The sequence below is a fragment of the Paenibacillus rhizoryzae genome (assembly GCF_059686995.1).
In genome coordinates this window covers 899,914-922,183 of record NZ_JCAALT010000001.1, presented here as the reverse complement: position 1 = coordinate 922,183, position 22,270 = coordinate 899,914, and the positions used below count along the sequence as shown (strand labels likewise).

Sequence of the window (22,270 nt, the reverse complement as noted above, 5' to 3'; positions counted from 1 at the left end):
ATGAATGTGATTTTCATAGAATACAGCATGTCTTAATAAAAAGGAGTGAACAAAAATGGCTTCTTATTCTACAGGAATAGTAACAAATACCCGAGATTTTGGTACAGCAGCAACTAATATCGTCGTGAGTACAAGAAATTTGGATCTATCCAATCCCCTTACTGTGATGGTTGAAATTTTCGCTTCCGTCGATTCAAGCGTATTCTATACCGGTTATCTTATTTCGTATGTACTTCCGGCAAATTCTTTTGATGTACGCGAGTTCTTTATTGCAGGTAATGTTGCTTATGAAGTTCAAGTCGACCTATCCATGAACAAAGCACTGCTAACGGTTACCGGAATCAACGAATTCGGAAACTTAGTTGAAGATCAGAGTTTTAGACTACCGGAACTAACTGTAATTTCAGGTCTTAGTCCATCAATAATCTAAACAATTATTCACAACTGAAAAAGCTACCGATATGGACACAATCGGTAGCCATTTTTTTAAGTCACCGCTAACTAAGCACGATCGCGCTCGCCTGATCGACTCCGTAATCCGGCAAGACCGATTAGACCAAGCAACCCAAGCCATCCCCAATCAAAATCATTATCATCTGTGTCTACTGCGGTTGCCCGCAAATTATTTGCATTCGTCAGACCTGTCACACCGGAAATGGTTTTGTTAGTCAGCGTTCTGTAAGGGTGTATTCTGCTGTAGTTGCCGCTACTATAATTTGTATAATTCCTTGTATTGTTCGTATTGTTCAAATTCAAATCAGTAGACGTCCTAGGCGTGCCGGGAATACCATAAACATCCGGTGTACCTGTTGCTCCGGGTGTTCCGTTAAAATTCCCGTTTCCATACATACTTGAATGGCTCCGGTTCGTATCCACATTGCTCATCGAGGTATTTGCCATAGCTGGAATTACAAACATGGCAGACAACGTCACACACATAGCAGCACTTGCGATTGCTTTTTTCACTCGTTCACAACCTCCACAAGTTTATTGACTACATGAAAATAAGCTACATGTATGGTTTCTCCCAGATGGAGATGCTTCATCCTTGCTTTCTGCTGGTAACCCGTTAGTCAGTTGAGGAAACATTCGTATGTAAACGCAGCAAACCCAGTGCTTCTCAGCACTGGGTTTGCAACAAGGATTGTTATTAATTATTTCGTCTTAGCAGCAAGCTGCTGGCGATACTCCAATGCGGGCAATCCGCCCCAGCCCCAATTGTCCGTGTCCACCTCTTCAATGACAACGAAGGTCGCTTCAAACGGCTTCTTGAGCACGTTAAGCATGAGCTCGCTGGCCCCTTTGATGAGGGCTGCCTTTTCTTCCGCCGTAATCGACTGACGATCTGGCGTAGTCCCCTCTTTGGTCACTTGAATGGTTACGATCGGCATGATAGTTCCCCCCTGGTTAGATGGTTTGATTCATCACATTAATGAATTCTTCAGGTGACTGCAGCCCTGAAAGGCTAACCTTCTCGTTAATGATAAAGTAAGGCACTCCCCGAACTCCGAGCTTCTGAGCGTTACGTTGACCGGATTCTACTTTATCCATTCCTTCACCGCTTGTCAGGCGTTTTTTCAACTCATCTGCATCATCTGTTACATTCGCTGCAAGTGCGATACGCACAAGCTCGTCCACGTTGCCGATATCAATTCCTTCTTCAAAATAAGCCCTATACAACGCCTCAATGAATTGCACTTGCAGATGCTTTGGCGTAATCGCAACTAATTGATGGGATTTTGTCGTGTTCGGCGTGAATTTCACAAGATCCATGTTGTAGTTGAGGCCAAATTGTGCACCGGTAGTGTTGTATTGCTTCATTCGTGCTTCGAACTGGGCGACTCCGCCTAAGCGGCCAATCATGACTTTGCGATAATCGTCCCCTTCAGGGCGAATATCTGGATTAAGCTGGAAAGCATGCCAGCGAACCGTTGCCTTCATGTCAGCCGGCAATTGCTCCAAGGCTGTGAGAAGACTCGTTGTTCCCATTCTGCACCAGGGACAAACGGTATCGAAATATACGTCAATGGTTACTTGTTTCACTTTGCTCCCACTAATTGTCTAACCGGCTGAACCGATTTGATATGACGGATATAATCGACTTTGCTTTGTGCTAATCGTTCATCCGAGAGATTAGACACATCACTTACTGCAAAGTGAGGCAAGTATTTCGCGCTGATAAACTTAGCAAGAGCAGCGACCGGACGCAAGATTTCTTCTAGCGTAAATTGATTGGATCCATCATGTTGGTAAGAAGCTTCAGAACCATAGGTCGAGATGGCTACGCCAATTTCTTTACCTGCGGTTTTGCTGCCATCCGGTCCGTATGCCCAGCCATATTGCAAGACAGTATCGAACCATCTTTTCAGCAATACCGGCGTGCTGTACCAATACAGAGGGTATTGGAAAATGATCCGGTCATGAGCTTCAATTAATGCTTGTTCCTTCGCAACATCGATATTTTCGTCTGGATATTCTTTATATAACTCGTGAATTGTGATTTCGCTGTGTTTTTGTAACTCTTCACGCCAAGCATTGTTCACGCGGGATTGTTCCATATTCGGATGAGTAATAATGACTAATGTTTTCATGTTTATAATCTCCATTCGTTTTGGTTTTTTTGGTTATTGTCTGATGATAAGGACACGCAATAATGGTCTATTTCTTCAATGGGGATCAACGGCCAGCGTTCTGTCCACCGTCTACATGTAGGATCTCCCCAGTTACGAATTTTGCTGAATCCAAGTAAAGGATCGCGTCGACGATGTCGCTTGATTCGCCCATTCGGCCAATTGGATGCAATTTATTCAAGAAATCATGAGTGTCAGCGGGATGCATTGGTGTTTTGATAATGCCGGGTGCTACTGCATTCACGCGAATTCCTTTATCTGCGTATTCAATAGCCAATGACTTCGTAGCGGAATTTAAGCCGCCTTTAGTAAGCGAAGCTAAGATGGAAGGCACGCCAGCGATCGGTTGATCTACAAGGCTTGTAGTAATGCTTACGATGTGCCCAGAGCCGGTTTTCAGCATTTCGGCTGCGACGCGGCGCGTAATTTGGAAGAAACCGCCCATATTGATCGAAACCACATTTGCAAAATCCTCATCCGTGTATTCCGTAAATGGTTTTGCAAGGAAGATACCTGCATTGTTGACCAACGTGTCCACACGTCCGAATCTATCTAATGCTGCGGCGACAACACGATCAGCAACTTGAGGATCAGAGATATCACCTGGAACTGCTGCTACTTGTTTACCGGTAGGATCAAGCTCTTTTGCTGCCGCAATCAAAGTATCTTCACGGCGACCGTTAATCACTACATTCGCTCCAAGTTTTACATACTCCATCGCTGTTGCTTTGCCAATTCCGCTGCTTCCACCTGTGATAACGACTACTTTACCTTGCATGTTCATTGTTTTAATCTCCTTTGACCTATTAATAGGTAGTTTGTTTTGATGATAAATCAGTATGATTACTTCTGCCTCTACGCCAACAATGTGAGTTGCTGTTCTTCATGTATTCATTCTACCTTCTAGTAGATAGTATTTCAACGGCAATATCAGGTACTTCTGGTCAACTAATGTTCTTCTGTTCGAATCCAATTAGTCGACCACTTCTGCCTGCACTGCCGCTATTACTTGTTCTCAAAAAAAGCGACGTTCTTCATATAGATGCTTTCTTGTTTTGCAACCAGTGCGCCATCTGCCTCCGTAACGCGTCTCAACTCGAGCCATTCGGGGTCATTGCGGAATCGTTCATAATTGAGGTTCCGCTGCTCCATATTCTCATGCTCAACGATATAATACAGCTGATTTTTCTCAGTATCGGCATCTTCCCAGAACTGAGTGATTTTCATCCCGTGCTTACTGAACAGTTGAATGACATGATCTCTGAATCGAGCTTGGATCGCCTGCATTTTACCCGGCATGATATGATAAACGCGCAATTCGTACAGCATAGTGATAATTCCTCCTCTTAATCATTTTTATCTTGCCTATTCAGCATCGAATATATTAATGACCTATTAATAGGTAGATAATGTATTGAAAAACATCCGCCCTTATCTCTTACTTAAAAGCGGATAGTATTCCTTCGGCAATGGTGTCGTATCTCTGCATATCCCTGAAGCTTCTTGCAATGAGTTGCGCGCCTTGAACGGCGGCGAACAACTTATGAGCTTGCACGACAGCGGCACCTTCAAAGCGAAGATTTTCCCCTTGGCGGCCATTCTCCAAAACCTGTGTTAACCAATTCAGGTTGATTTCAAAGAATTCCGCAACCCCATCGCGTGCACGATCGGATAATGAGGTTAGGTCCGTCGATAACATGACACCCAGACAAGTCCGATAATTGTCGGCCGGTCCGCTGCGATACAGTTCGATGAACTTGACCAGCTTATCATAACTGTTCGGCGATTCTCCATCCACTCTTGCAATGAAGGCAACAAAGCTTTCGCGGTATCGCTTAATAAGCGCTTCTCCTAAATCCTCCTTACTTGGATAATGGTAATGGATACTTGCAGTACGTATTCCTACTTTTTCGGCGATGTGCGCGTAGCTGAATCCGTTGAATCCGGATTCCATCACCATAGACTCGGCGGCATCCAAAATGGCTTCTGCTGTGTTTGTGTTTTTGCTCATGTGCTTATTCTACCTTCTAGTAGATAATAAATCAACCCGAAAATTTATTGTCATTTTATCTTTCACTGATCGGGATGCGAATATGCTTACGGATTCCGAGCGGCAGGCTCAGCGCACCAAGTAAGACAATTAGAGCTGCACCAAGTAAAGCGGCTATATAATTACCGTGTCCCGAGATCAGAAGTCCGGCTATAAGCGGACCGATCATCTGCCCCAGACCAAACGAAGCTGTCAGCAATCCGATAATTTTGCGATTGTTGTGCGGATATAGCTCTTTTGCATAAGACACAAACAAAGTCGTGATCCCCATAAACGTGGCTCCGAATAGGAAAGCCCCGATAAATATGGCAGCTGTCGACGATATAAGTACCGGTAATGCAATGCCAATCGATTGCAGAAGCATAGCAATCGTTAATGTCCACCTCTTTCCCAGCCTTGCAGCTAGCAGGGACCACGCCAAACATGATGGCGCTGCAGCAATACCAACCACCATCCAGCTAAGTGGGGCCATGTTCGGGATATCCGAAACCGTCTTAGCGAAAGCAACAAGGTAAGTGCCGGTCACAATGTAACCTAAACCTTCCAATCCATAGGCGATCATCAGCCAAACCAAGATTCTTCGCACGGACGAGGCTGAATCAAGCTGCTGAGAATTTGTAGTGTTGATCGCTGGCTTACTCGAGTTCTTCCCTCGAAGTGAATACCAAGCTACAATGCCAAGAATCAGACTAATCAAGCCCAGTCCTTGCCACGCTTCGATCCAATCGCCATTTCGAGTCAACAGAGGAACTGCGAATCCTGTAAGCAGAATTCCTGTCCCTACCCCGCCGTAGAAAATTCCGGTTTGCAACGCCGAAATCCGTTCCAATACAATGCTCGAAACGATAATAAACACAACCGCGCTGGCTAGTCCCGATAAGAAACGAAGGATAAACCATATTTCGAAGTTGTGGAACATACTCATTCCCCATGTAGTTGCAATACTGGCAAAAAGTCCGACCAACAGCCATAATGGCCGATTTCTAATCGGCATCAGCGTCAGCATAACGGCACCGACCAAATAACCCAAATAATTGCTTGCAGCCAAATAACCCGCCCCTGATGCCCTGAACAGACCATGATCCATCATCATCGGCAGGATGGGTGTAAAAGCGAACCTGCCGATCCCCATCGCCACAATCAATGCCATCATGCCGCCAAGCAGAACAAGCCAAGTGGGTCTTTCCATTCTATTTACCTCCATTCATCTGACTCTATTTTCAACCGCTATGATCATACAACGATACATAATGACTTGTATATCTCCATCTGTCATTGTAAATACTTGGTACATCATCGTCAGTCAGGAGAAGAAGAGCAGATGAACGTACAATCTAGAGAACAAATTTCAGCTACCCAGCTCGGCTTTTTACTGATTACCTTTGTCATTTCTACGATTATCTTGACGGTTCCGGGTATCATGGTGATGTTTGGCAAACAAAATTCCTGGCTCTCTTTCTTCCCGGCAAGTTTAACCGGCCTCCTTAGTATCTGGGTGATGATTACGCTGGGAAAACGCTATCCGGGATTAACGATTACGCAGTATAGCTCCAAAATCGTCGGTAAATGGTTGGGGGCATTAATCGGAATCAATTACATCTATTACTGGTTTGTATCGATAACAACGATTACGTTACAGCATGTCGGGTTTGTAAGCACGCTGTTGTTACCGCAAAGTCCGCATATTGTAGGTAGCCTGACATTCTTGATCCTTTGTGCGCTCGCTGTTCTGACCGGGATTGAAGTGATCGCAAGATGCAACGAGCTTCTTAGCGTTATTATCTTGACATCTTTAATTCCTCTGCTCGTCTTGGCTGCGATGCAAGGAGATATGAATCAACTAAAACCCATTTTAGGAGATGGTATAATCCCTGTACTTCAAGGTGCCGTCAGCCCGGCAGGCGGGTTTATGAATCAACTTTTCATACTGGGATGGCTTTACCCCTATTTGAATCAACCTAATAAAGCGCGAAAAGTTTCTTTAATTGCCCTTACTTGTATTTTTGTTTCAATTGTAGCCATTGTATTGCTTACCATAACGTTACTCGGTCCTTTGACGGGCAAGTTGACCTATTCCTTCTTAAGCGTCATCCAATATATTGGGATTACAGGATCGTTTGAACGTTTGGAGGCGGTCGCTGTCTCCATATGGGTGATGGGTTGCTTTGTTAAAGTATCGATTAGCTTGTTTATCTTATGTCTGTGTGTTTGTCATCTCTTCGGCATTCGAAATTATCGTGATATCGTACTACCGATAAGCATGATGTCTCTTGTTGGCTCTGTATGGATCTTCAAGAATGGATCGGAGCTGTTGAACTATCTCGCCTTTACGTTCCCGCTCTTGGCCTTCTTCAACCAAAGCCTTATACCGCTCTTATTGCTCATGTTGGATTCGATCCGAAGAAGCACACGGCAATCACTGCTTTAGCAGCATTTTCCCAATCGGTTCGAAAATCATCCTAGCCGGTTCCGTGAAGCTCGGCACATCAACACGTGCCATCAATAAGGAACCTACTATAGCGGAAATGCCCAATATCCCCCCGTATACCACGGATTCTTTGATTTTATGCTGTCTGCACAGTGCTTGCATTTTCACAATGGCCCATACCGCTAAAAGTAGATTATATCCCGCTATTTGCACAATCATTTTACGATCTCCTTCTCTTGTAATTGTAAAGGAGCACCGGCCATCCCAGCTCCGTTAATGCTCAGTTTAACCCCAATGGATACCTCCACATCAGGATACTTCTGATCCCAATGGTCCTTAAGCAACTTCCATTCTTTCGGATTGTTGCGGTATATGTTTTGTCCTAATCCAATGCTATCCACCTTGTACGTCTTTTGGATTTTAATAAGCGTTTTACGAATTTGCAATTCAATCGATTTTTCCATTTCTTTCTCGATTATTAAAAGATTATTCGGTCGACTGACATCCAAATGGGTATTATTCTCAACTAAACTTGCCTGGCCTTGCACCTGGATTTTAACTTTAATCTTATCCCCGCTTACTTTCGAGGTGATCTTACGCTTGGCGTTATATATAATTACCCCGGCAGTACCGCCATACTGCGGTAGCATCGCATTGATTCTGCCATTTTTCATTCGATTCGTAGCCCAAAGCAGACCGCTTGTCTCTTCCTGATTTAGAAAACCGACCACTTTTAGCCCCTTGAAGACAGCCGTTCCCTTTAAAGCGAATAACTCGTGCTTGCTTCCTTTTAGAGAGCCGGGATGATGATCCTCCTCGATCGCGCCCATAACAGGGTTGATGCCTTCACTTGTAGCTTCTATAAAAAAGTCGCGAAGCGTAGCCGATATGTTTCCTCCTAAACCTTCCATTTCTTTGACCGCTTCGGTGGGAACTTGTTCAAAAGGGTATCTTGTGCGAAGAAGATCTTTCCCATCCCCCCCTCGCACAATGATGATGTACGTTTTCAAGCGTTGCTTGGGATCATGCGTGAAAACATCAAGAATATCATTAATTCCATGTCTGCCGAATGCTTCGCTAATATAGATAACGCTGCGATGAGAGGTAAATAACCGTCGGGAGCTCTGATTTTGCAGCTTCACGAACGCTTCGTTCGCATTACTCCCTGCAGCGGATATAACAAAAAACTTCTCTTGCTGACCGGTACCCGCGAGCCCGGGAGATGGAATGGCCAATTGAAGCGAAAGTACACATTGACCATCCTCAGTTAAGTCAAATGCCGAACCCAAAATGAATGCAAGGTCGTTGATTTCCGTTCGATCCCAACAACCGCTTGTCATCAAAACACTGCATACTAGACCGATGTATAGGAATGGTTTCAGTTTCAAGTTCATGTCCCTTTCTCCGTCACTTCAAGCGGGCCGGCTACTTACTTTCGAACAGCTGTTACCCTTGCGAAGGGCTTGGATCCTGATCCTCAGGCATACGAACCGGATTGTTCATTCCTGTTGCTGCCGGACGATGAGTTCTCGCCCAAATAGGCGCTCGGATAATCACATCTTTCAAATTAGTAAAGGTAAGTGGAGCAACCGGTTCAAAATAGGGGATGCCAAAAGAACGAAGCGCTGTAAGATGCAATAAAATCCCGAGAAATCCCAGTACGATACCGTAAAGACCAAGCGTTCCGGCTAGGAATAAAATCGGAAATCGCAGCAACCTTATTCCATTTGCAAAACTGTACCGCGGAATCGTAAACGCAGCTATGCCCGTAATCGATACGATGATGACGACAGGAGCCGAAATAATCCCCGCCTGTACCGCTGATTGACCGATAACCAATGCCCCTACTATGCTTACCGCTTGTCCGATTTGCTTCGGCAGACGAATCCCGGCCTCTCGCAATGCCTCAAAGATGACTTCCATCAGTAAGGCTTCAACCAGTGCAGGAAACGGAACAGACTCCCTGGAGCCGGCAATGCTTAGCACGAGATTCGTTGGAATCATTTCCTGGTGGAAGGTCGTTACCGCAACATAAAGCGGTGGCGCAAATATGGCGATGAAGATAAATATAAATCGTATCCAACGCACGAAGGTTGCAATTGGCCAGCGGACATAATAATCCTCGCTAGCTTGCAGCCCCGTCCAAAACGTCATGGGTACTATTAATACAAATGGACTTGTATCAACTAGAATGGCTATTTTTCCTTCCAACAGTTCTGCAGCCACAACATCTGGCCGTTCTGTGCTATGCACCAGCGGAAATAGAGAATAGGGAGAATCCTCGATGAATTCTTCAATATAGGCTGAATCGATTACACCATCGATTTTGATCCGAGTTATCCGCTTCCGAACCTCCTCTATTATGGAGTCTTCAGCAATACCCTTTATATAACTGATGACTACTGTGGTTTGAGTTAATTCCCCGATCGTTATAGATTCCATCTTGAGCCGCGGCGTTTTCAACCTGGATCGAACTAACCCTATATTCGTTGAAATGCTTTCGATGAATCCATCCCTCGGACCGCGAATGACCGGCTCGGAAGAAGGCTCCTCCAGGCTGCGCTGTTTTGAGCCCTTTACCTTAATCATCATGGCCCGGCTATCCGCTCTCGTAAGCACGATTGCATGACTGTCCAATAGGTGGTTAACAATTTCCGAAACGCTTGAGGTTATGTATGTTTTCGCAGCGGTTATCATGTGATCATCCAAAGCTTCGGCTTGTCCAATGCCCTGCTCATGATAGTTATTTCTGGCAATCAATGGCTGCAAAATATGCTTATCAATCAGTTCCTCTTCTACTGAACAAGCGAAGAAGATGACAATCCATTGATTTTGGCCAGCCGACTGGATCGTGCGGAATACGATATCAGAGCTCTTGTCGAAGATCCTTTTGAAAATCAATTCATTTTGTTCTAAATCCGAAGTTAAATTTGTGCACTCTTCAGCTTCAGAATGATCCTCCGGTGTAGTTGGATACGCAGGTGTGCGTTGTATCCATTTCCTGAACCCCTTCACTGAATAAGCGCCTCCTATTGAAAAGTTCGTTAGCCTTATCTTCCCCCATTATTCGGCAAAAATATGCTGATTCTTACGAAGGATAAGGTTGCTTGCAGCAATAAAAAAAGCAACTGAACCTGTGATTACAAGTCAGTTGCTTTTGGATTTGGGGCTGTAGAATCCCCTATTATTAATTCTGGGTGTTCACGTCTACATTCGTATTTCTCTTCTTTAACCAGCGGTACACAAATGCACTGGCGATCGAAAGCATGGCTACGAATACCATACCCCAGATTATATTATCGAACGCACGGACTTGCGGCAAATCATGCTGCCAAGCAAGCGCGCTGGCCGAGATCGCGACACTGAAAGCCCCGCTAATATATTGCATTAATTGAAATAGTCCCATTCCGGAGCCGATTTGTTCTTTCGGGAGCAATCTTGACATCTCGTTTGACACCGAGCTGGAGATGGCTGAGAAGCAGACGCTCAATAAGATAAAGATAGCACCAAGGGCATAAAAGGAATGTGTTGCGAACAAGGCCAACATTACGACTGAGATTAGGAGCAGCCAAGGTATATAACGTATCAATGCTCCATTGCCGTACCGGTCAATGATGCGACCTACTCGGTTTGAAACAAGCATAGCCAGCAAAGCACCAGGGAACAATACTAAACCAGATGCTCCCGGCGTCAACCCGTAAATGTGAGATAACATTTGCGGTGCAAGGAACAAGAAGCCGAAGCTAACGATATAGGCTCCTATAGCTACTGCTCCTAATGCCAAGAAAGCTTTATTACGGAAAAGCACAGGCAGCACAAATGGATTCTTCGCCGTACGGATTCTCAGCGTAAACAATACGATTGCAAGTAAGCCGATGACAAGTGCTAACAAGCTCTTCGACGTTAAGAATAACAGTAATGATGTTGTTCCAATCCCGATTAGTAAGGCGCCAAGCACATCAAATGATCCGCCTGCTGCTATCTCGGTAGGCAGCATCCGCAGGAAAATCGGAATGAGCAGCAAGGTGATACCGGTAATTACGAATAGGAAATGCCAGCCCAAATATTGCACGACAGACCCGCCGATTACAGGGCCAAGTCCTAAACCAAGAGATGTTGCGGCCAGCATGATCGACATCGCTCTGCCTCGGCGTGACAATGGGATATAACGAGTTATAAGCACGATACCAAGTGATGGGATTGCACCTGCACCTGACGCTTGAATGAGTCTGGCCACAAGCAGCACACCGAATCCGTCGCTAAATAGACCTATTAGCGAGCCTCCGCCAATGGAGATCAATGCAACAATGAATAAAGCGCGAATCGATAGAATGTCGGATAATCGACTATAGGTAATCGACGAAATGGCAAAAACGATCGAATAACCGGTCACGATCCATGAAGCAGTTGAAGTGGCGAGTGAAAATTGCTCCGCTACCTTAGGAAGCGCCAAGTTGAACATCATCGTGTTCATAATTACCAATACGACGGTAAAACCAAGCATGAACGTTACAAAATGCTCGTTGATCAGTGACTTCTTTTCGGCTGTAACAGACAGCTGTTCGAGCGGTGCATTACCTACTGTAATGGGTTTACTCATGTATTTAACCTCCCGTTGTTATTTTGTTTTTTTGGGAACGATCATTCTCGAATGGTCTAAAAAAAAGGATTCGATCGTTTCGCCTTTGCTCTTTAGTGATCTTATCATTTCGGGAACGATCAGTAAAGAATAATTTTTCCCAGCTTGTCGATTCTACAGTCAGCACAAAGCCACATCGGAATAAATATCCAATGTGGCCTGATCGCAACCTTTTTAAGTGTTTGCACTACTTGCCGCCCGTTGCCTTTTCTGAATCGCATGCATGCCCATTATTACGGCCACCAGCTCATAGGAGTCCAGGTATTCGCTTTGATTGTTCAACTGAAATGCGCCTGAGGAAAACCATCCGTTCACTTGCTCGAAACGGGCAACCAGCGCGCCGGATTCATCGGTAATATCGTATTCTTTGGAAAATGCCGGCGAAATGATCTCGTAGCTGCCCCGCCCTTCCGTTTCGTAGGTGAATTTCTTCGAGAAGAAAGTAAACCGGCTTCTCAGCACGCCTAACTGTTCTCCATTCGCATCGCTAACCTCCCATTTACCGGATAAGAAAGGAAAGCTTCCGGCACACAGCAGCTGATTATTTTGCCCATACACGTCTATCGCAGAGCCGAAAGCACTCTTCAAGTCCAGCCGACCGACATTGGCTTCTTGATCATTAAGAATTTCCGTTTCACCCGAATTGAAGAAATTGTCTCTGAAATATAAATGCAATGTACTCGCCTCCTGTTTGTGTTGAACTAAGTTCCCAATATCTGATACGGGAATATTGAGATGCAGTTCCCATAACGGTTGATGATTTCTTCTATGATAGTCTAAGTTTGATCATCGCGAATGGATGGAAGAACTAAAACAAGGGCCGCCTCTATGGCAGCCCTTGTTTTTATTTTACCGATTCAGCCATCTTCATTGCTTCTACCGCCGACATTGGGCCGGTAATGGAGTACTGAATATCGTCTACAAGCCAATACAACTCGACGAGCTCAGGCTGTTCAAATACAAATCCGTCTCTACCACTCACTTGCGTAGGCTGGAACAGATCAACCGGGAACGTGGCCTCCATGCGGCTCACGGCGAATGTCACTGTTTTCTCCCCAGACACATAAGTGAAGATCACATCTCTTGCCGGTTCATCCTTCATCCCCACGGTTACAATTTCCTTAAGCGAGTAGCCTTCCGGTACGCTATCCGGTACTAGCAGACTTGGTCCGAAGAATGCCTTCGCTTCTTCTATCGTGCTTACCGGCGTAGTGATCAATTGAGACAACTGCGAACCGCTGGTTCCTTGATTGGTTGACGGTACGTTATCGGCTGTATTCGAGCTCGGGTTCTGCTGCCCAATAATCACGAATAGTGCGATGATTACAACTGCTGCCGAGATTCCCATCGTCCACATTTTCGGGAAAAAGAATTTTCGGTTCTTCTTCTGAGCAGCTGCTCTTTGCCGAATGTTCTGCTTTATTTGGTCACTCAGTTCCATTTCGGAGAACAGGATAGCATCCGATTCTTCCCCAAGGTGCTGGCGCAATTGATTATCTACATCTGTCATCTGCCGATTCCTCCTTCATAATTAGCTTAGCTAGCGCTTCTCTTGCCCGGTGAAGCCTGTTACGTACAGTACCCTCCGGTGACGAAGTCGCATCTGCGATTTCCTTGGTGCTGAGATCCAGATAGTAATATAGATACAGCGCTTCTTGAAACGGCAAAGGTAAGCGGAGCAAGTATTGCAGCACCTCGCTTTTCTTTAACCTTTCAAGTGCTTCATCCTCGACACTAACGGTTCGACCTCGCTCCATCTGGCTCGGATCGGTGGGCTGCTCGGTGAACATGCGAACCCCCATTTTATCTCTGCAGACGTTAATCGTAATGGTCGACAACCAGGTCTTAATGGAGCTCTCTCCGCGGAAAGATTCCCATTTACGATAGCTTCTTAGAAATACTTCCTGACTGATATCCTCTGCAAGATGCCGATCACCTGTATAGAAATAGGCGGTACGCATGACGATCGCACCGTATCGTTCCATGAGCTGTTCGAGCGCTTCTGCAGGGTCTTTCGAGAATTGTTCTTTGTTCTGTATGCCGGCCGGCTTCACTGGATAACCACCTCCACCTTATTAGACGGTCTTCGAGTAGGATTCGCTGCATGGTATAAGCAACATTTCAAAAGGATGCATTTACAAATGCTCCGGTTCCGATCGATCCAAACTCGACCTTTATCTAGTAAATGAGCATTCAACTATAGCATTTGATAGATTCGCAGCATATTTTATTAAGATCCTAATATAAAGGAGTTGATAGAATGGCACGATCGGGAGGAAGTAACGGTTCGCGCGGCAGCAATGGTTCGCGCGGCAGCAACGGATCACGGGGCAGCAATGGTTCGCGTGGCAGCAACGGATCACGGGGCAGCAATGGTTCGCGTGGCAGCAACGGTTCGCACGGAAGCGATGGTTCCCATGGCAGCCATGGCTCGCATGGCAGCAACGGTTCGCACGGAAGCGATGGTTCCCATGGCAGCCATGGCTCGCATGGCAGCAACGGTTCGCATGGCAGCCATGGTTCACATGGTAGCCACGGTTCACGAGGCAGCAATGGTTCGCGTGGCAGCAATGGTTCGCGTGGCAGCAATGGTTCGGGCGGCGACGGCGGTTGGCAAAACAACGGCAACGGCTGGTGGCAGTGGGGCAACTAATGGTTTGAATAACTTCCAAAAGGCCTGATGTACTGGGTCTTTTATTTTTTTAGCCCCTCAATCCAAATACATATTGTTCTCCTCTGCACGAGATGGCATGCACACCAAAAAATCCGCGGATTCCGCGGATTCTCTGGATACAACGTATTATTGGCGCTTCTTAGATCGAACAAACAACAAGTAGGAGTACAAGTACGGTACGAATGAGCTGATCACAATGCAAAAGATCAAGTCAATAATAAGCCAACGATCCGAGAACAGCCACGCGCCTGCGAACAATAGTATGCCCGCGAGGAACCATAATCGTGCTCCGAGCCGATGTGTGCTGCGCCAGTTGTTCTCGTCGGAGATCGCCCAAGGGGTCTTGATACCGACGAAGAAATTGCTGCGCAGCTGCCCCATTCGATTACCCATGATCATCCATAGGATGCCCATTCCTCCGAATACAATGTTGACGAACGGCAAATCATAGTTGAGATTTTGCAGCATCATCAGCACGAAAGCACCATGCAAAAACAGACTTATGGCCCATCGCAACAACATATAATAACCGCTGAACCGGGTATAGTTCTGTCGACGCGGATCCGCATATCGCAAAACGGATAATATAGCTGGGAGCGCGACACCAATTCCAGCGTATACGAGCCACATGTTGGCTTTGGTCATCCAGCCATTCTGCTCACCGCTAAGGCTGTAATGAGTACCTACGACTCCCGGCAATCGGTGATTGAACACGACAAATACGATGACATAAATCGCCGCATTAACAGCTAACAGCAGCCAATCTTGCCGTGTCCATAATGGAGGTTGTCCGGTTGATTCATTCATGGTTGGTTGAATCTCCTTTCGTTCCGAGCATGCCGAGGAACCAGCCCATGGCTTCTTGGACGACAGTCATATTCAGCGAGTACACCCGATTCTGACCTTGCCGCTCCTCCGTAACTAGTTTGGCTTGTTTGAGCAGGTTTAAATGGTGAGAGATACTCGGCTTTGATATTTGAAAATAATCGGCGATTTGTCCGGCGGATAAATCCTGTTCCTTGAGATACTGCAGAATCTGACGGCGAGTCGGATCGGACAACGCCTTGAAAGCGTCGTTCACGTAAGTGTCACTCCTCATAATGGAACACCGCATTAGATATTTAGATAATATTCTAAATATCTAACTAAAGCAAGCAGAAAATCCCCTATACAAACAAAAACCTCTCAGCAGAAGCTGAAAGGTTTTATATGTTCAATCGTGTGCGTTCGATTATGCGATTTCCTCATGAACCTTTTTGATCTGAATCATGACTGTCTTCGGATCAGTCAATACTTCGATTCCTGCCTGGAAGATCAAATCCGATACGAGTAGTTGATCGCCGCCATCAAGGTTGCTGATGTCTACTTCCATCGTTGTAGGCAAATCACCGGGCATGCAGCGAACTTCAACTTCATGTAGGATGACTGTCAATGTGCCGCCGGCTTTCACGCCAATCGCTTCGCCTGCGAAGTGAATGGTCACTTTGCTGTCCATGCTTTCCGTCATGTTTACATGATGAAAATCAATATGGAGCAGTTTGCCCGTCATGACTTCCCGTTGAATGTGCTGCACTTTAATCGGCATCACTTTCTCATCAGGCGTAGTAGCTTGCAGAATAGCACGCGGATTGCTTCTCAAAATTTCCAGCATTTCCGTTTCTTTCACTTCCAGAGATAAAGTATCTTTACCAATACCATACAACACGGCCGGAATACGCCCCTGCTTTCTTGCTTGATTCCTGTGGGACTTTGTTTCTCCAGTACGCTTGTTTAATTGAATAAATATACCCATTTGCTTGTTTCCCGCTCTCTTTGACCATAAATTCTTGTCATCGCAATTATAACATGACCATAGAATCTAGTCAATTAAGCTCGTCCATACGCTCATTTCCCTGTTCAATTCCAATCAGATCCCCAGGCTGCACATCAAAATATAAACAGAGTTTAAGCAGCAAATCCCGCGGATATTGGACCATCTCATCTTTATACATGCGGCGAATCGAATCAAAATGATAATTGACCTCTTTCGCTAGCTTACGAATCGATAATTTAGGATCATGTTTCTCCATAACTTCTTTCAGTCTACTGCGTATGACCATCACTCACGCACCCCCTCAATAAATATATAAAGGAACATTTGGTGCGTCAATGAAATGACTAGAAATAACGGTCAATTGATGGGTATTCCAGCTTAATCAAATGCACAAAAAATCTTTAGAAAATTTTTGGTATAGACGACAATATGCGCCACTAATTGCTCTCCCGTATACGTTAAACTGGAACTGGCAGTTAGTCTTGGAAGGGGGATCGTCATTGAACAAGTATGATGTCATTATGATTGGCAGCGGCCACAACGCGCTCATCGCAGCCGCTTACTTGACACGGGCCGGAAGAAGCGTCCTATTGCTGGAGAAGAACGATCGTCCGGGCGGATTTTTGCGTACGGAAGAACTCACATTGCCGGGGTTTAAGCATGATGTATACGCTGCTGCGCACCCTCTTTTCCTGACAGGCCCTGCATATGCGGATTTTAAGAATGAGCTTGAAGCGCGGGGACTCCATTATGTGAATACGGATCTCCCCACAGGTGTATCGATGGAAAACGGGGAAACCGCCGTCTTCGCTCGTTCCGCGGAAGAGCTTGCCCGCGAAGCCGAACGGCTAGCTCCCGGTGACGGGGCTGTGCTTGGCCGCATGTTCGAAGCCTTTGCTCCATATGCCGGCGATGTATTCGAGCTTTTCAACTTAGACTTATCCAGTCAGCAGGCTACCGAAATTATTCATAAATTGCTCTATGACAAACGAGTTGGAGGCAAAAGCTTAACGACATTCGCCCCTTCCCTCTTCTCGACCGCTCGTAATGTCGTAAGCGAGTTCCAATCGCCGGTCACGCGCGCCATGTTGGCTTCGTGGGTCACGCATTTAGGACGAACACCCGACGAAATTGGCAGCGGGATCTGGGTGCCGCTCACTTCGATGGCGCTAATGGGCGGCGGGATGCCGATCCCAGTAGGTGGAAGCGAGCAGCTTGCGCTCTCTTTGTCTCGGTTGGTCCAAGATCAAGGCGGCAAAATCATTACCGGAACGATGGTCAAGAAGGTCATCGTTAAGCATGGAAAAGCTGTCGGCGTACGCACGGCTGATGGAGAAGAGTTCCACGCTAAGCATGCTGTCGTCGCCTCAACCGGACCGGATCAGCTGTTCCTGTCGCTCTTGTCGGATGACGAAGTCAGCCAAGGCATCAGCAGCGAAGCGAAGCGATTCCGTTATGGAAGAGGCTGCGTTCAGATCCATCTCGCACTCCGAGAAGCGCCGAAGTGGCCGGATGTTCGCTTCAATCGCGTTGGCCAGCCACACTTAACGGATGGGCTTGACGGTTTCACTCAAGCTATCGCACAAGGGATGGCTGATCTGCTTCCGGCCAAACCGACTTTCACGGTGGATTGCTCGACCAATCTTGATCCCACCAGAGCACCGGCTGGCAAAGCGATTATGCGCCTCCAAGTTCTTGAGGTACCTTGTCGCCCCCGCGGCGATGCAGCCGGTTTGATTGATGTTGGCGACGGTACTTGGACGCATGAGCTTACCGAACGATTCGCGGAACGCGTAATTGCCGTAGTCGGCAAACATATTCCGAATATTCCGGACGCTATTATTGGCAAATCCGTCGTAACGCCGGACACCATCGCCCGCTTTAATCCGAATTCCGGACCTGGCGACCCTTACGGCGGTTCCCACGATTTCGCACAAAGCTACTTGTTCAGACCGCTGCCATCGCAACCGAGCCATCGTACGGCGATTCCGAATCTGTACATGCTGGGAGCAGCCACCTGGCCGGGACATGGCATTAACGGCGGATCGGGTTATATCGTGGCGCAGCAGTTACTTGCTGAAGATATTGGTTAGGAGCCAAACGAAGGCTGCCGGATTTATTGTCCGGCAGCCTTCGTTGTGGATAAGATGATCCTATTTAATCCTGATCTTTCGGTCCACCATGCTTGTTGTGCCCCTTCGGTGGTCGACCCTCACCTTTCTTGCCGTGGTCTTTCTTAGGACCTTTATCATCAGGTCCTTTATGTCCCGGACCTTTATTCCCCTTATCTCCTGGCTTATTCTCCTTGTCTCCTTTGTCAGCTTTCGGCGGTTTACCGGGTTTCTTCGTGCCGCCGCCAGCCGCTTTCGGGAATGCAAGTATCGGTTCGCCTTTAAGCGCCTCGCCCATCAACTCATGGAAAACTGCCGCTGCTGCCTTTGAAGTTGTAGTCAGATAATGCTGCGCATCGGTATGATCATACCCGAGCCAAACAGCTCCAACGAGCTGCGGGGTGTAGCCGACAAACCAGTTGTCTTTGATTCCTTCGCCTCCGGTACCAGGCATTTCGGTTGTGCCTGTTTTCCCAGCGACAGGCCGGCCTGCAAGGGCTGCCGCCTTCCCCGTTCCTTCCTCTACGACACCTTCAAGCATTTGAGTCATGGTACGCGCAACGTAAGGCTCGGTGGTCTTCACTCCAGCATCCTCAGCGGCTTCCGCCAACACTTCTCCGTCCGCCGACTCGATGGTAAGAATGGAATGCGCAGGTATGCGAGTTCCGTCATTGGCGAATACCCCGAAAGCTTCAGCCATTGCAAGCGGCGAAACGCCTTCTTGTAGCCCGCCAAGTGCGAGTCCGAGTGTTCGATCCTCATCCTTGAGCTCGATCCCGAAGCGCTCTGCAACCTCCATCCCGGCATCAATTCCCATCTCATTCAATAACCGCACGGCCGGGATATTGTAGGAATTAACGATCGCTTCGTAGATCGATACTTCTCCGTGGTAGCCCCCGCCTGCATTTTTCGGTTCATAACTTCCGAACGCGACCGGCTCATCAAGCAGTGTATCCTCGGGACGATAGCCTTGTTCGAAAGCCGGCGTATACACCGATATCGGCTTCATCGTGGAGCCGGGCTGGCGCTTCAGCTGCACGGCGCGGTTAAACCCACGAAACGGCTGCTGCCCTCTTCCGCCAACAAGCGCTTTAATCCCGCCATCACGCGGATCTACCAATACCGCACCGCTTTGAATAAGCTGGTCGGCACCGCTGCTCGGAAACACCGAGTTCTCCGAATAAACCTTTTCAGCAGCCTGCTGCATGCGCGTGTCCAATGTAGTCTGGATTCGTAGTCCTCCGTGCAGGATTTCATTCTCGGTCAAACCGTACAGGGCGGACGCTTCTCGAATCAGTTGATCCACATAATACGGATATTTGATGCCTTCTCCGCGGTTTGGCTTGGCGCTTCCGAGATGAATCGGTTCAAGGATCGTTTTCTCATACGTTGCTGGACTTATCTTCCCTTGATCCTTCATGAGCTGAAGGACAAGATTCCGGCGCTCCTTAGCTTTAGCGAGATGCTTGAATGGCGAAAGGGCCGAAGGTGCTCTGATGATACCCGCCAGCAGCGCAGACTCCGATAGTGTCAGATTCTCTACCTTCTTACTGAAGTAAGTCTCTGCCGCCCTTTTAATTCCCCAAGCGCCTTCTCCAAAATAGATCTGGTTAAGATACATCTCCATAATCTGCTGCTTATCGTATTTCCCCTCGATTTTTTTGGATAACAGCACTTCGTTCCATTTCCTGCTCCAGGTTCGATCTTGGGTCAGGAAGACGTTCTTGGCCAATTGCTGAGTAATCGTGCTTGCTCCCTGTACCGTCTTTCCGTTAGTCAGGTTGGTAAAGAGCGCACGACCGATGCCCCATACGTCTGTCCCTTCATGCTCGAAGAAACGTTTATCTTCGACTGCGACTACCGCATCAATGAGATTTTTCGGCAAAAGCTCGAATTTAACAGGTTCAATCGTATTGAGTGATATTCGGCTTGCTTCTTTTCCATCTTGGTCATAGATGATCGTTGCCGCCGGAAGCGGCTTTGCCAACAGGGTAATATCCTGCTTGTTAACCAGTGCACCGAATACGGCCCACCCCAAAGCAATGACTAAGATGCTTGTCAGTATAGCTGCTATTCCTATCCTTTTCCACGACATTCGAAGTGTGGATCTCTCTTTGCTAATCGGTTTCATGCTATTTGTCTCCCAACCTCTTCCTATCCTGCCCTGCCTCAGATAGTAGTTCGCAGTGAGATCCGTTTTTCAGGTGGTTCAGTCGGGATTTGTCCTTTTGTAATTACTGGGCATTTCGTCAAACAACGACAAAGCCCCTCCAAACAGCCATTAATGACTGCTGGGAGCGGCTTTCGCTTCTCTACATATGCAAGGCCAATTAGAATACTTTCGTCGTCCACGATTCGCAATTCCACGTTTCGGTTACGACATCGCGGTAAAATTCAGGTTCGTGGGAAATAAGAAGAATGCTTCCTTTATAAGCTCTCAGCGCGCGCTTAAGCTCTTCCTTCGCGTCCACGTCCAAATGGTTCGTAGGCTCATCGAGTACGAGCAGGTTTGTTTCGCGGTTGATCAGCTTGCACAGACGTACTTTCGCTTTCTCGCCGCCGCTCAATACCGCGATTTTGCTCTCGATATGCTTCGTCGTCAATCCGCATTTCGCCAGTGCGGCACGCACCTCGAATTGATTCAAGGAAGGGAACTCGTTCCAAATCTCATCGATACAAGTGTTGTAATTGGCATCCTTCGCCTCTTGCTCGAAGTAACCGATCGACAAGATATCGCCGCGCTGTACCGTACCGGAAATCGGCGTGATTTCGCCAAGAATGCTGCGCAGAAGCGTCGTCTTCCCAATCCCGTTTGCCCCGACCAGCGCAATCTTCTGACCGCGTTCCATAAGCAGATCAAGCGGTCTGGAGAGCGGCGTGTCGTATCCGATGACGAGATTATTCGCTTCGAAGATCAGCTTGCTTGAAGCTCTGGCATCCTTGAAGTTGAATTGCGGCTTCGGCTTCTCCTTCGCCAGCTCAATCACGTCCATCTTATCCAGCTTCTTCTGTCTGGACATCGCCATATTACGCGTCGCAACACTTGCTTTATTGCGTGCGACGAAATCCTTCAAGTCTGCAATCTCTTGCTGCTGACGTTTAAAAGCGGACTCCAGCTGTTGTTTCTTCATCTCATGGACTTGCTGGAAATGCGAGTAGTCGCCAACATAACGGTTCAGCTCTTGATTTTCCATGTGATAGATCAAGTTGATGACGCTATCCAAGAATGGAATGTCATGGGAGATGAGGATGAAGGCATTCTCATACTCCTGCAGGTAACGTTTCAGCCACTCGATATGCTGTTCATCGAGATAGTTCGTCGGCTCATCCAATAGCAGGATATCCGGTTTCTCCAGAAGCAGCTTAGAAAGAAGTACTTTCGTACGCTGACCGCCGCTAAGATCGTTTACATCTTTGTCCAGACCGATATCCGTCAGACCGAGGCCTCTTGCCGTTTCCTCAATCTTGGCATCGATCATGTAGAAATCCTGATTCGTGAGCGTGTCTTGAATCGTCCCAACGTCCTCGAGCATCTGATCCAGCTCTTCAGGCGTAACGTCGCCCATTCTTCCGTACATGTCGTTCATTTCTTGTTCCATGTCGAACAAGTATTGGAAAGCGCCCTTCAGCACGTCACGGATCGTCATGCCTTTGTTCAGTACGGCATGCTGGTCGAGATAACCGACGCGCATCCGCTTGGACCATTCGACTTTCCCGTCATCGGGCTGCAGTTTGCCCGTTATGATGTTCATGAAAGTGGATTTACCTTCGCCGTTCGCACCGATAAGTCCAATATGCTCTCCCTTAAGCAAGCGGAAAGAAACATCGTTGAAGATAGCACGGTCACCGAACCCGTGGCTCAGTCGTTCTACGTTTAATATACTCATGAATGACACCTTTTCTGTTAGACTTTTTTCTCGTTATA

General features: G+C 47.1%; 25 protein-coding genes. 4 read left to right on the top strand and 21 right to left on the bottom strand.

Translation table 11 applies throughout. From position 1 onward, the window contains the following. Positions 1–55: 55 nt before the first annotated feature. Positions 56–430, top strand: coding sequence for a hypothetical protein (locus AC6ESO_RS04155; RefSeq protein ID WP_497090263.1), 375 nt, complete (start codon positions 56–58; stop codon positions 428–430). A 71-nt stretch (positions 431–501) separates the two neighbouring features. Here the strand turns inward: AC6ESO_RS04155 and AC6ESO_RS04150 are convergent, their stop codons facing one another. The 8 genes from AC6ESO_RS04150 to AC6ESO_RS04115 form a co-directional block, all read right to left on the bottom strand. Further along, positions 502–966 carry a WGxxGxxG family protein gene (locus AC6ESO_RS04150; protein ID WP_497090262.1) on the bottom strand — a complete coding sequence of 155 codons (465 nt, stop codon included), beginning with the start codon at positions 964–966 and terminating at the stop codon, positions 502–504. A gap of 188 nt (positions 967–1,154) precedes the next feature. After that, positions 1,155–1,391 (bottom strand): tautomerase family protein, encoded by a 237-nt coding sequence (locus tag AC6ESO_RS04145; protein ID WP_497090261.1) that lies wholly within the window; start codon positions 1,389–1,391, stop codon positions 1,155–1,157. 16 nt (positions 1,392–1,407) lie between these two features. Next, the gene (locus AC6ESO_RS04140) at positions 1,408–2,043 is read right to left on the bottom strand and encodes a DsbA family oxidoreductase (protein ID WP_497090260.1); all 636 of its coding nucleotides are present in this window, start codon (positions 2,041–2,043) and stop codon (positions 1,408–1,410) included. After that, positions 2,040–2,591 carry an NAD(P)H-dependent oxidoreductase gene (locus AC6ESO_RS04135; RefSeq protein ID WP_497090259.1) on the bottom strand — a complete coding sequence of 184 codons (552 nt, stop codon included), beginning with the start codon at positions 2,589–2,591 and terminating at the stop codon, positions 2,040–2,042. The genes AC6ESO_RS04140 and AC6ESO_RS04135 overlap by 4 nt, the downstream gene beginning before the upstream one ends. Positions 2,592–2,676: 85 nt before the next feature. After that, the gene (locus tag AC6ESO_RS04130; protein ID WP_497090258.1) at positions 2,677–3,414 is read right to left on the bottom strand and encodes an SDR family NAD(P)-dependent oxidoreductase; all 738 of its coding nucleotides are present in this window, start codon (positions 3,412–3,414) and stop codon (positions 2,677–2,679) included. Positions 3,415–3,635: 221 nt separating this feature from the next. Further along, positions 3,636–3,959 (bottom strand): NIPSNAP family protein, encoded by a 324-nt coding sequence (locus AC6ESO_RS04125; protein WP_497090257.1) that lies wholly within the window; start codon positions 3,957–3,959, stop codon positions 3,636–3,638. Positions 3,960–4,068: 109 nt separating this feature from the next. Continuing rightward, a complete protein-coding gene (locus AC6ESO_RS04120) occupies positions 4,069–4,641 on the bottom strand; it encodes a TetR/AcrR family transcriptional regulator (RefSeq protein WP_497090256.1) in 573 nt (190 codons plus the stop codon). 55 nt (positions 4,642–4,696) lie between these two features. Next, positions 4,697–5,869 carry a YbfB/YjiJ family MFS transporter gene (locus tag AC6ESO_RS04115; protein WP_497090255.1) on the bottom strand — a complete coding sequence of 391 codons (1,173 nt, stop codon included), beginning with the start codon at positions 5,867–5,869 and terminating at the stop codon, positions 4,697–4,699. A 132-nt stretch (positions 5,870–6,001) separates the two neighbouring features. On the opposite strand from AC6ESO_RS04115, the gene AC6ESO_RS04110 reads away from it, so the two are divergent. Then, positions 6,002–7,108 carry a GerAB/ArcD/ProY family transporter gene (locus AC6ESO_RS04110; protein WP_497090254.1) on the top strand — a complete coding sequence of 369 codons (1,107 nt, stop codon included), beginning with the start codon at positions 6,002–6,004 and terminating at the stop codon, positions 7,106–7,108. On the opposite strand, the gene AC6ESO_RS04105 is transcribed toward AC6ESO_RS04110, so the two are convergent. The 7 genes from AC6ESO_RS04105 to AC6ESO_RS04075 all read right to left on the bottom strand — a co-directional run bounded on the left by AC6ESO_RS04105 (position 7,097) and on the right by AC6ESO_RS04075 (position 13,801). Beyond that, a complete protein-coding gene (locus tag AC6ESO_RS04105; RefSeq protein WP_497090253.1) occupies positions 7,097–7,327 on the bottom strand; it encodes a hypothetical protein in 231 nt (76 codons plus the stop codon). The genes AC6ESO_RS04110 and AC6ESO_RS04105 overlap by 12 nt on opposite strands. Further along, positions 7,324–8,502, bottom strand: a complete 1,179-nt coding sequence (locus AC6ESO_RS04100) for a Ger(x)C family spore germination protein (RefSeq protein WP_497090252.1) — start codon at positions 8,500–8,502, stop codon at positions 7,324–7,326. Before AC6ESO_RS04100 ends, AC6ESO_RS04105 begins: the two co-directional genes overlap by 4 nt. A 52-nt stretch (positions 8,503–8,554) precedes the next feature. Continuing rightward, the gene (locus AC6ESO_RS04095; protein ID WP_497090251.1) at positions 8,555–10,123 is read right to left on the bottom strand and encodes a spore germination protein; all 1,569 of its coding nucleotides are present in this window, start codon (positions 10,121–10,123) and stop codon (positions 8,555–8,557) included. Positions 10,124–10,295: 172 nt separating this feature from the next. Further along, positions 10,296–11,708, bottom strand: a complete 1,413-nt coding sequence (locus AC6ESO_RS04090; RefSeq protein ID WP_497090250.1) for an MFS transporter — start codon at positions 11,706–11,708, stop codon at positions 10,296–10,298. Between the two features lie 213 nt (positions 11,709–11,921). Beyond that, positions 11,922–12,422 carry an LURP-one-related/scramblase family protein gene (locus tag AC6ESO_RS04085; RefSeq protein ID WP_497090249.1) on the bottom strand — a complete coding sequence of 167 codons (501 nt, stop codon included), beginning with the start codon at positions 12,420–12,422 and terminating at the stop codon, positions 11,922–11,924. A 169-nt stretch (positions 12,423–12,591) separates the two neighbouring features. Then, positions 12,592–13,257: a hypothetical protein gene (locus AC6ESO_RS04080; protein WP_497090248.1), complete on the bottom strand. Its 666-nt coding sequence runs from the start codon at positions 13,255–13,257 to the stop codon at positions 12,592–12,594. Beyond that, positions 13,241–13,801 carry an RNA polymerase sigma factor gene (locus tag AC6ESO_RS04075; protein ID WP_497090247.1) on the bottom strand — a complete coding sequence of 187 codons (561 nt, stop codon included), beginning with the start codon at positions 13,799–13,801 and terminating at the stop codon, positions 13,241–13,243. The genes AC6ESO_RS04080 and AC6ESO_RS04075 overlap by 17 nt, the downstream gene beginning before the upstream one ends. Before the next feature lie 198 nt (positions 13,802–13,999). Between AC6ESO_RS04075 and AC6ESO_RS04070 the strand changes: the two genes are divergently transcribed. Further along, positions 14,000–14,428 (top strand): hypothetical protein, encoded by a 429-nt coding sequence (locus tag AC6ESO_RS04070; RefSeq protein WP_497090246.1) that lies wholly within the window; start codon positions 14,000–14,002, stop codon positions 14,426–14,428. Between the two features lie 119 nt (positions 14,429–14,547). On the opposite strand, the gene AC6ESO_RS04065 is transcribed toward AC6ESO_RS04070, so the two are convergent. The 4 genes from AC6ESO_RS04065 to AC6ESO_RS04050 form a co-directional block, all read right to left on the bottom strand. Beyond that, a complete protein-coding gene (locus AC6ESO_RS04065; RefSeq protein WP_497090245.1) occupies positions 14,548–15,228 on the bottom strand; it encodes an SdpI family protein in 681 nt (226 codons plus the stop codon). Continuing rightward, complete coding sequence (locus AC6ESO_RS04060; protein WP_494817478.1) at positions 15,221–15,502, bottom strand: autorepressor SdpR family transcription factor; 282 nt, start codon at positions 15,500–15,502, stop codon at positions 15,221–15,223. Before AC6ESO_RS04060 ends, AC6ESO_RS04065 begins: the two co-directional genes overlap by 8 nt. Before the next feature lie 150 nt (positions 15,503–15,652). Beyond that, positions 15,653–16,213 (bottom strand): 50S ribosomal protein L25, encoded by a 561-nt coding sequence (locus AC6ESO_RS04055; RefSeq protein ID WP_497090244.1) that lies wholly within the window; start codon positions 16,211–16,213, stop codon positions 15,653–15,655. A gap of 70 nt (positions 16,214–16,283) precedes the next feature. After that, a complete protein-coding gene (locus AC6ESO_RS04050; protein WP_497090243.1) occupies positions 16,284–16,520 on the bottom strand; it encodes a helix-turn-helix domain-containing protein in 237 nt (78 codons plus the stop codon). Positions 16,521–16,734: 214 nt separating this feature from the next. On the opposite strand from AC6ESO_RS04050, the gene AC6ESO_RS04045 reads away from it, so the two are divergent. Next, complete coding sequence (locus tag AC6ESO_RS04045) at positions 16,735–18,327, top strand: phytoene desaturase family protein (RefSeq protein ID WP_497090242.1); 1,593 nt, start codon at positions 16,735–16,737, stop codon at positions 18,325–18,327. A gap of 64 nt (positions 18,328–18,391) precedes the next feature. Here the strand turns inward: AC6ESO_RS04045 and AC6ESO_RS04040 are convergent, their stop codons facing one another. Then, a complete protein-coding gene (locus AC6ESO_RS04040; RefSeq protein WP_497090241.1) occupies positions 18,392–20,476 on the bottom strand; it encodes a transglycosylase domain-containing protein in 2,085 nt (694 codons plus the stop codon). 199 nt (positions 20,477–20,675) lie between these two features. After that, the gene (locus AC6ESO_RS04035; RefSeq protein ID WP_497090240.1) at positions 20,676–22,232 is read right to left on the bottom strand and encodes an ABC-F family ATP-binding cassette domain-containing protein; all 1,557 of its coding nucleotides are present in this window, start codon (positions 22,230–22,232) and stop codon (positions 20,676–20,678) included. Positions 22,233–22,270 lie beyond the last annotated feature (38 nt).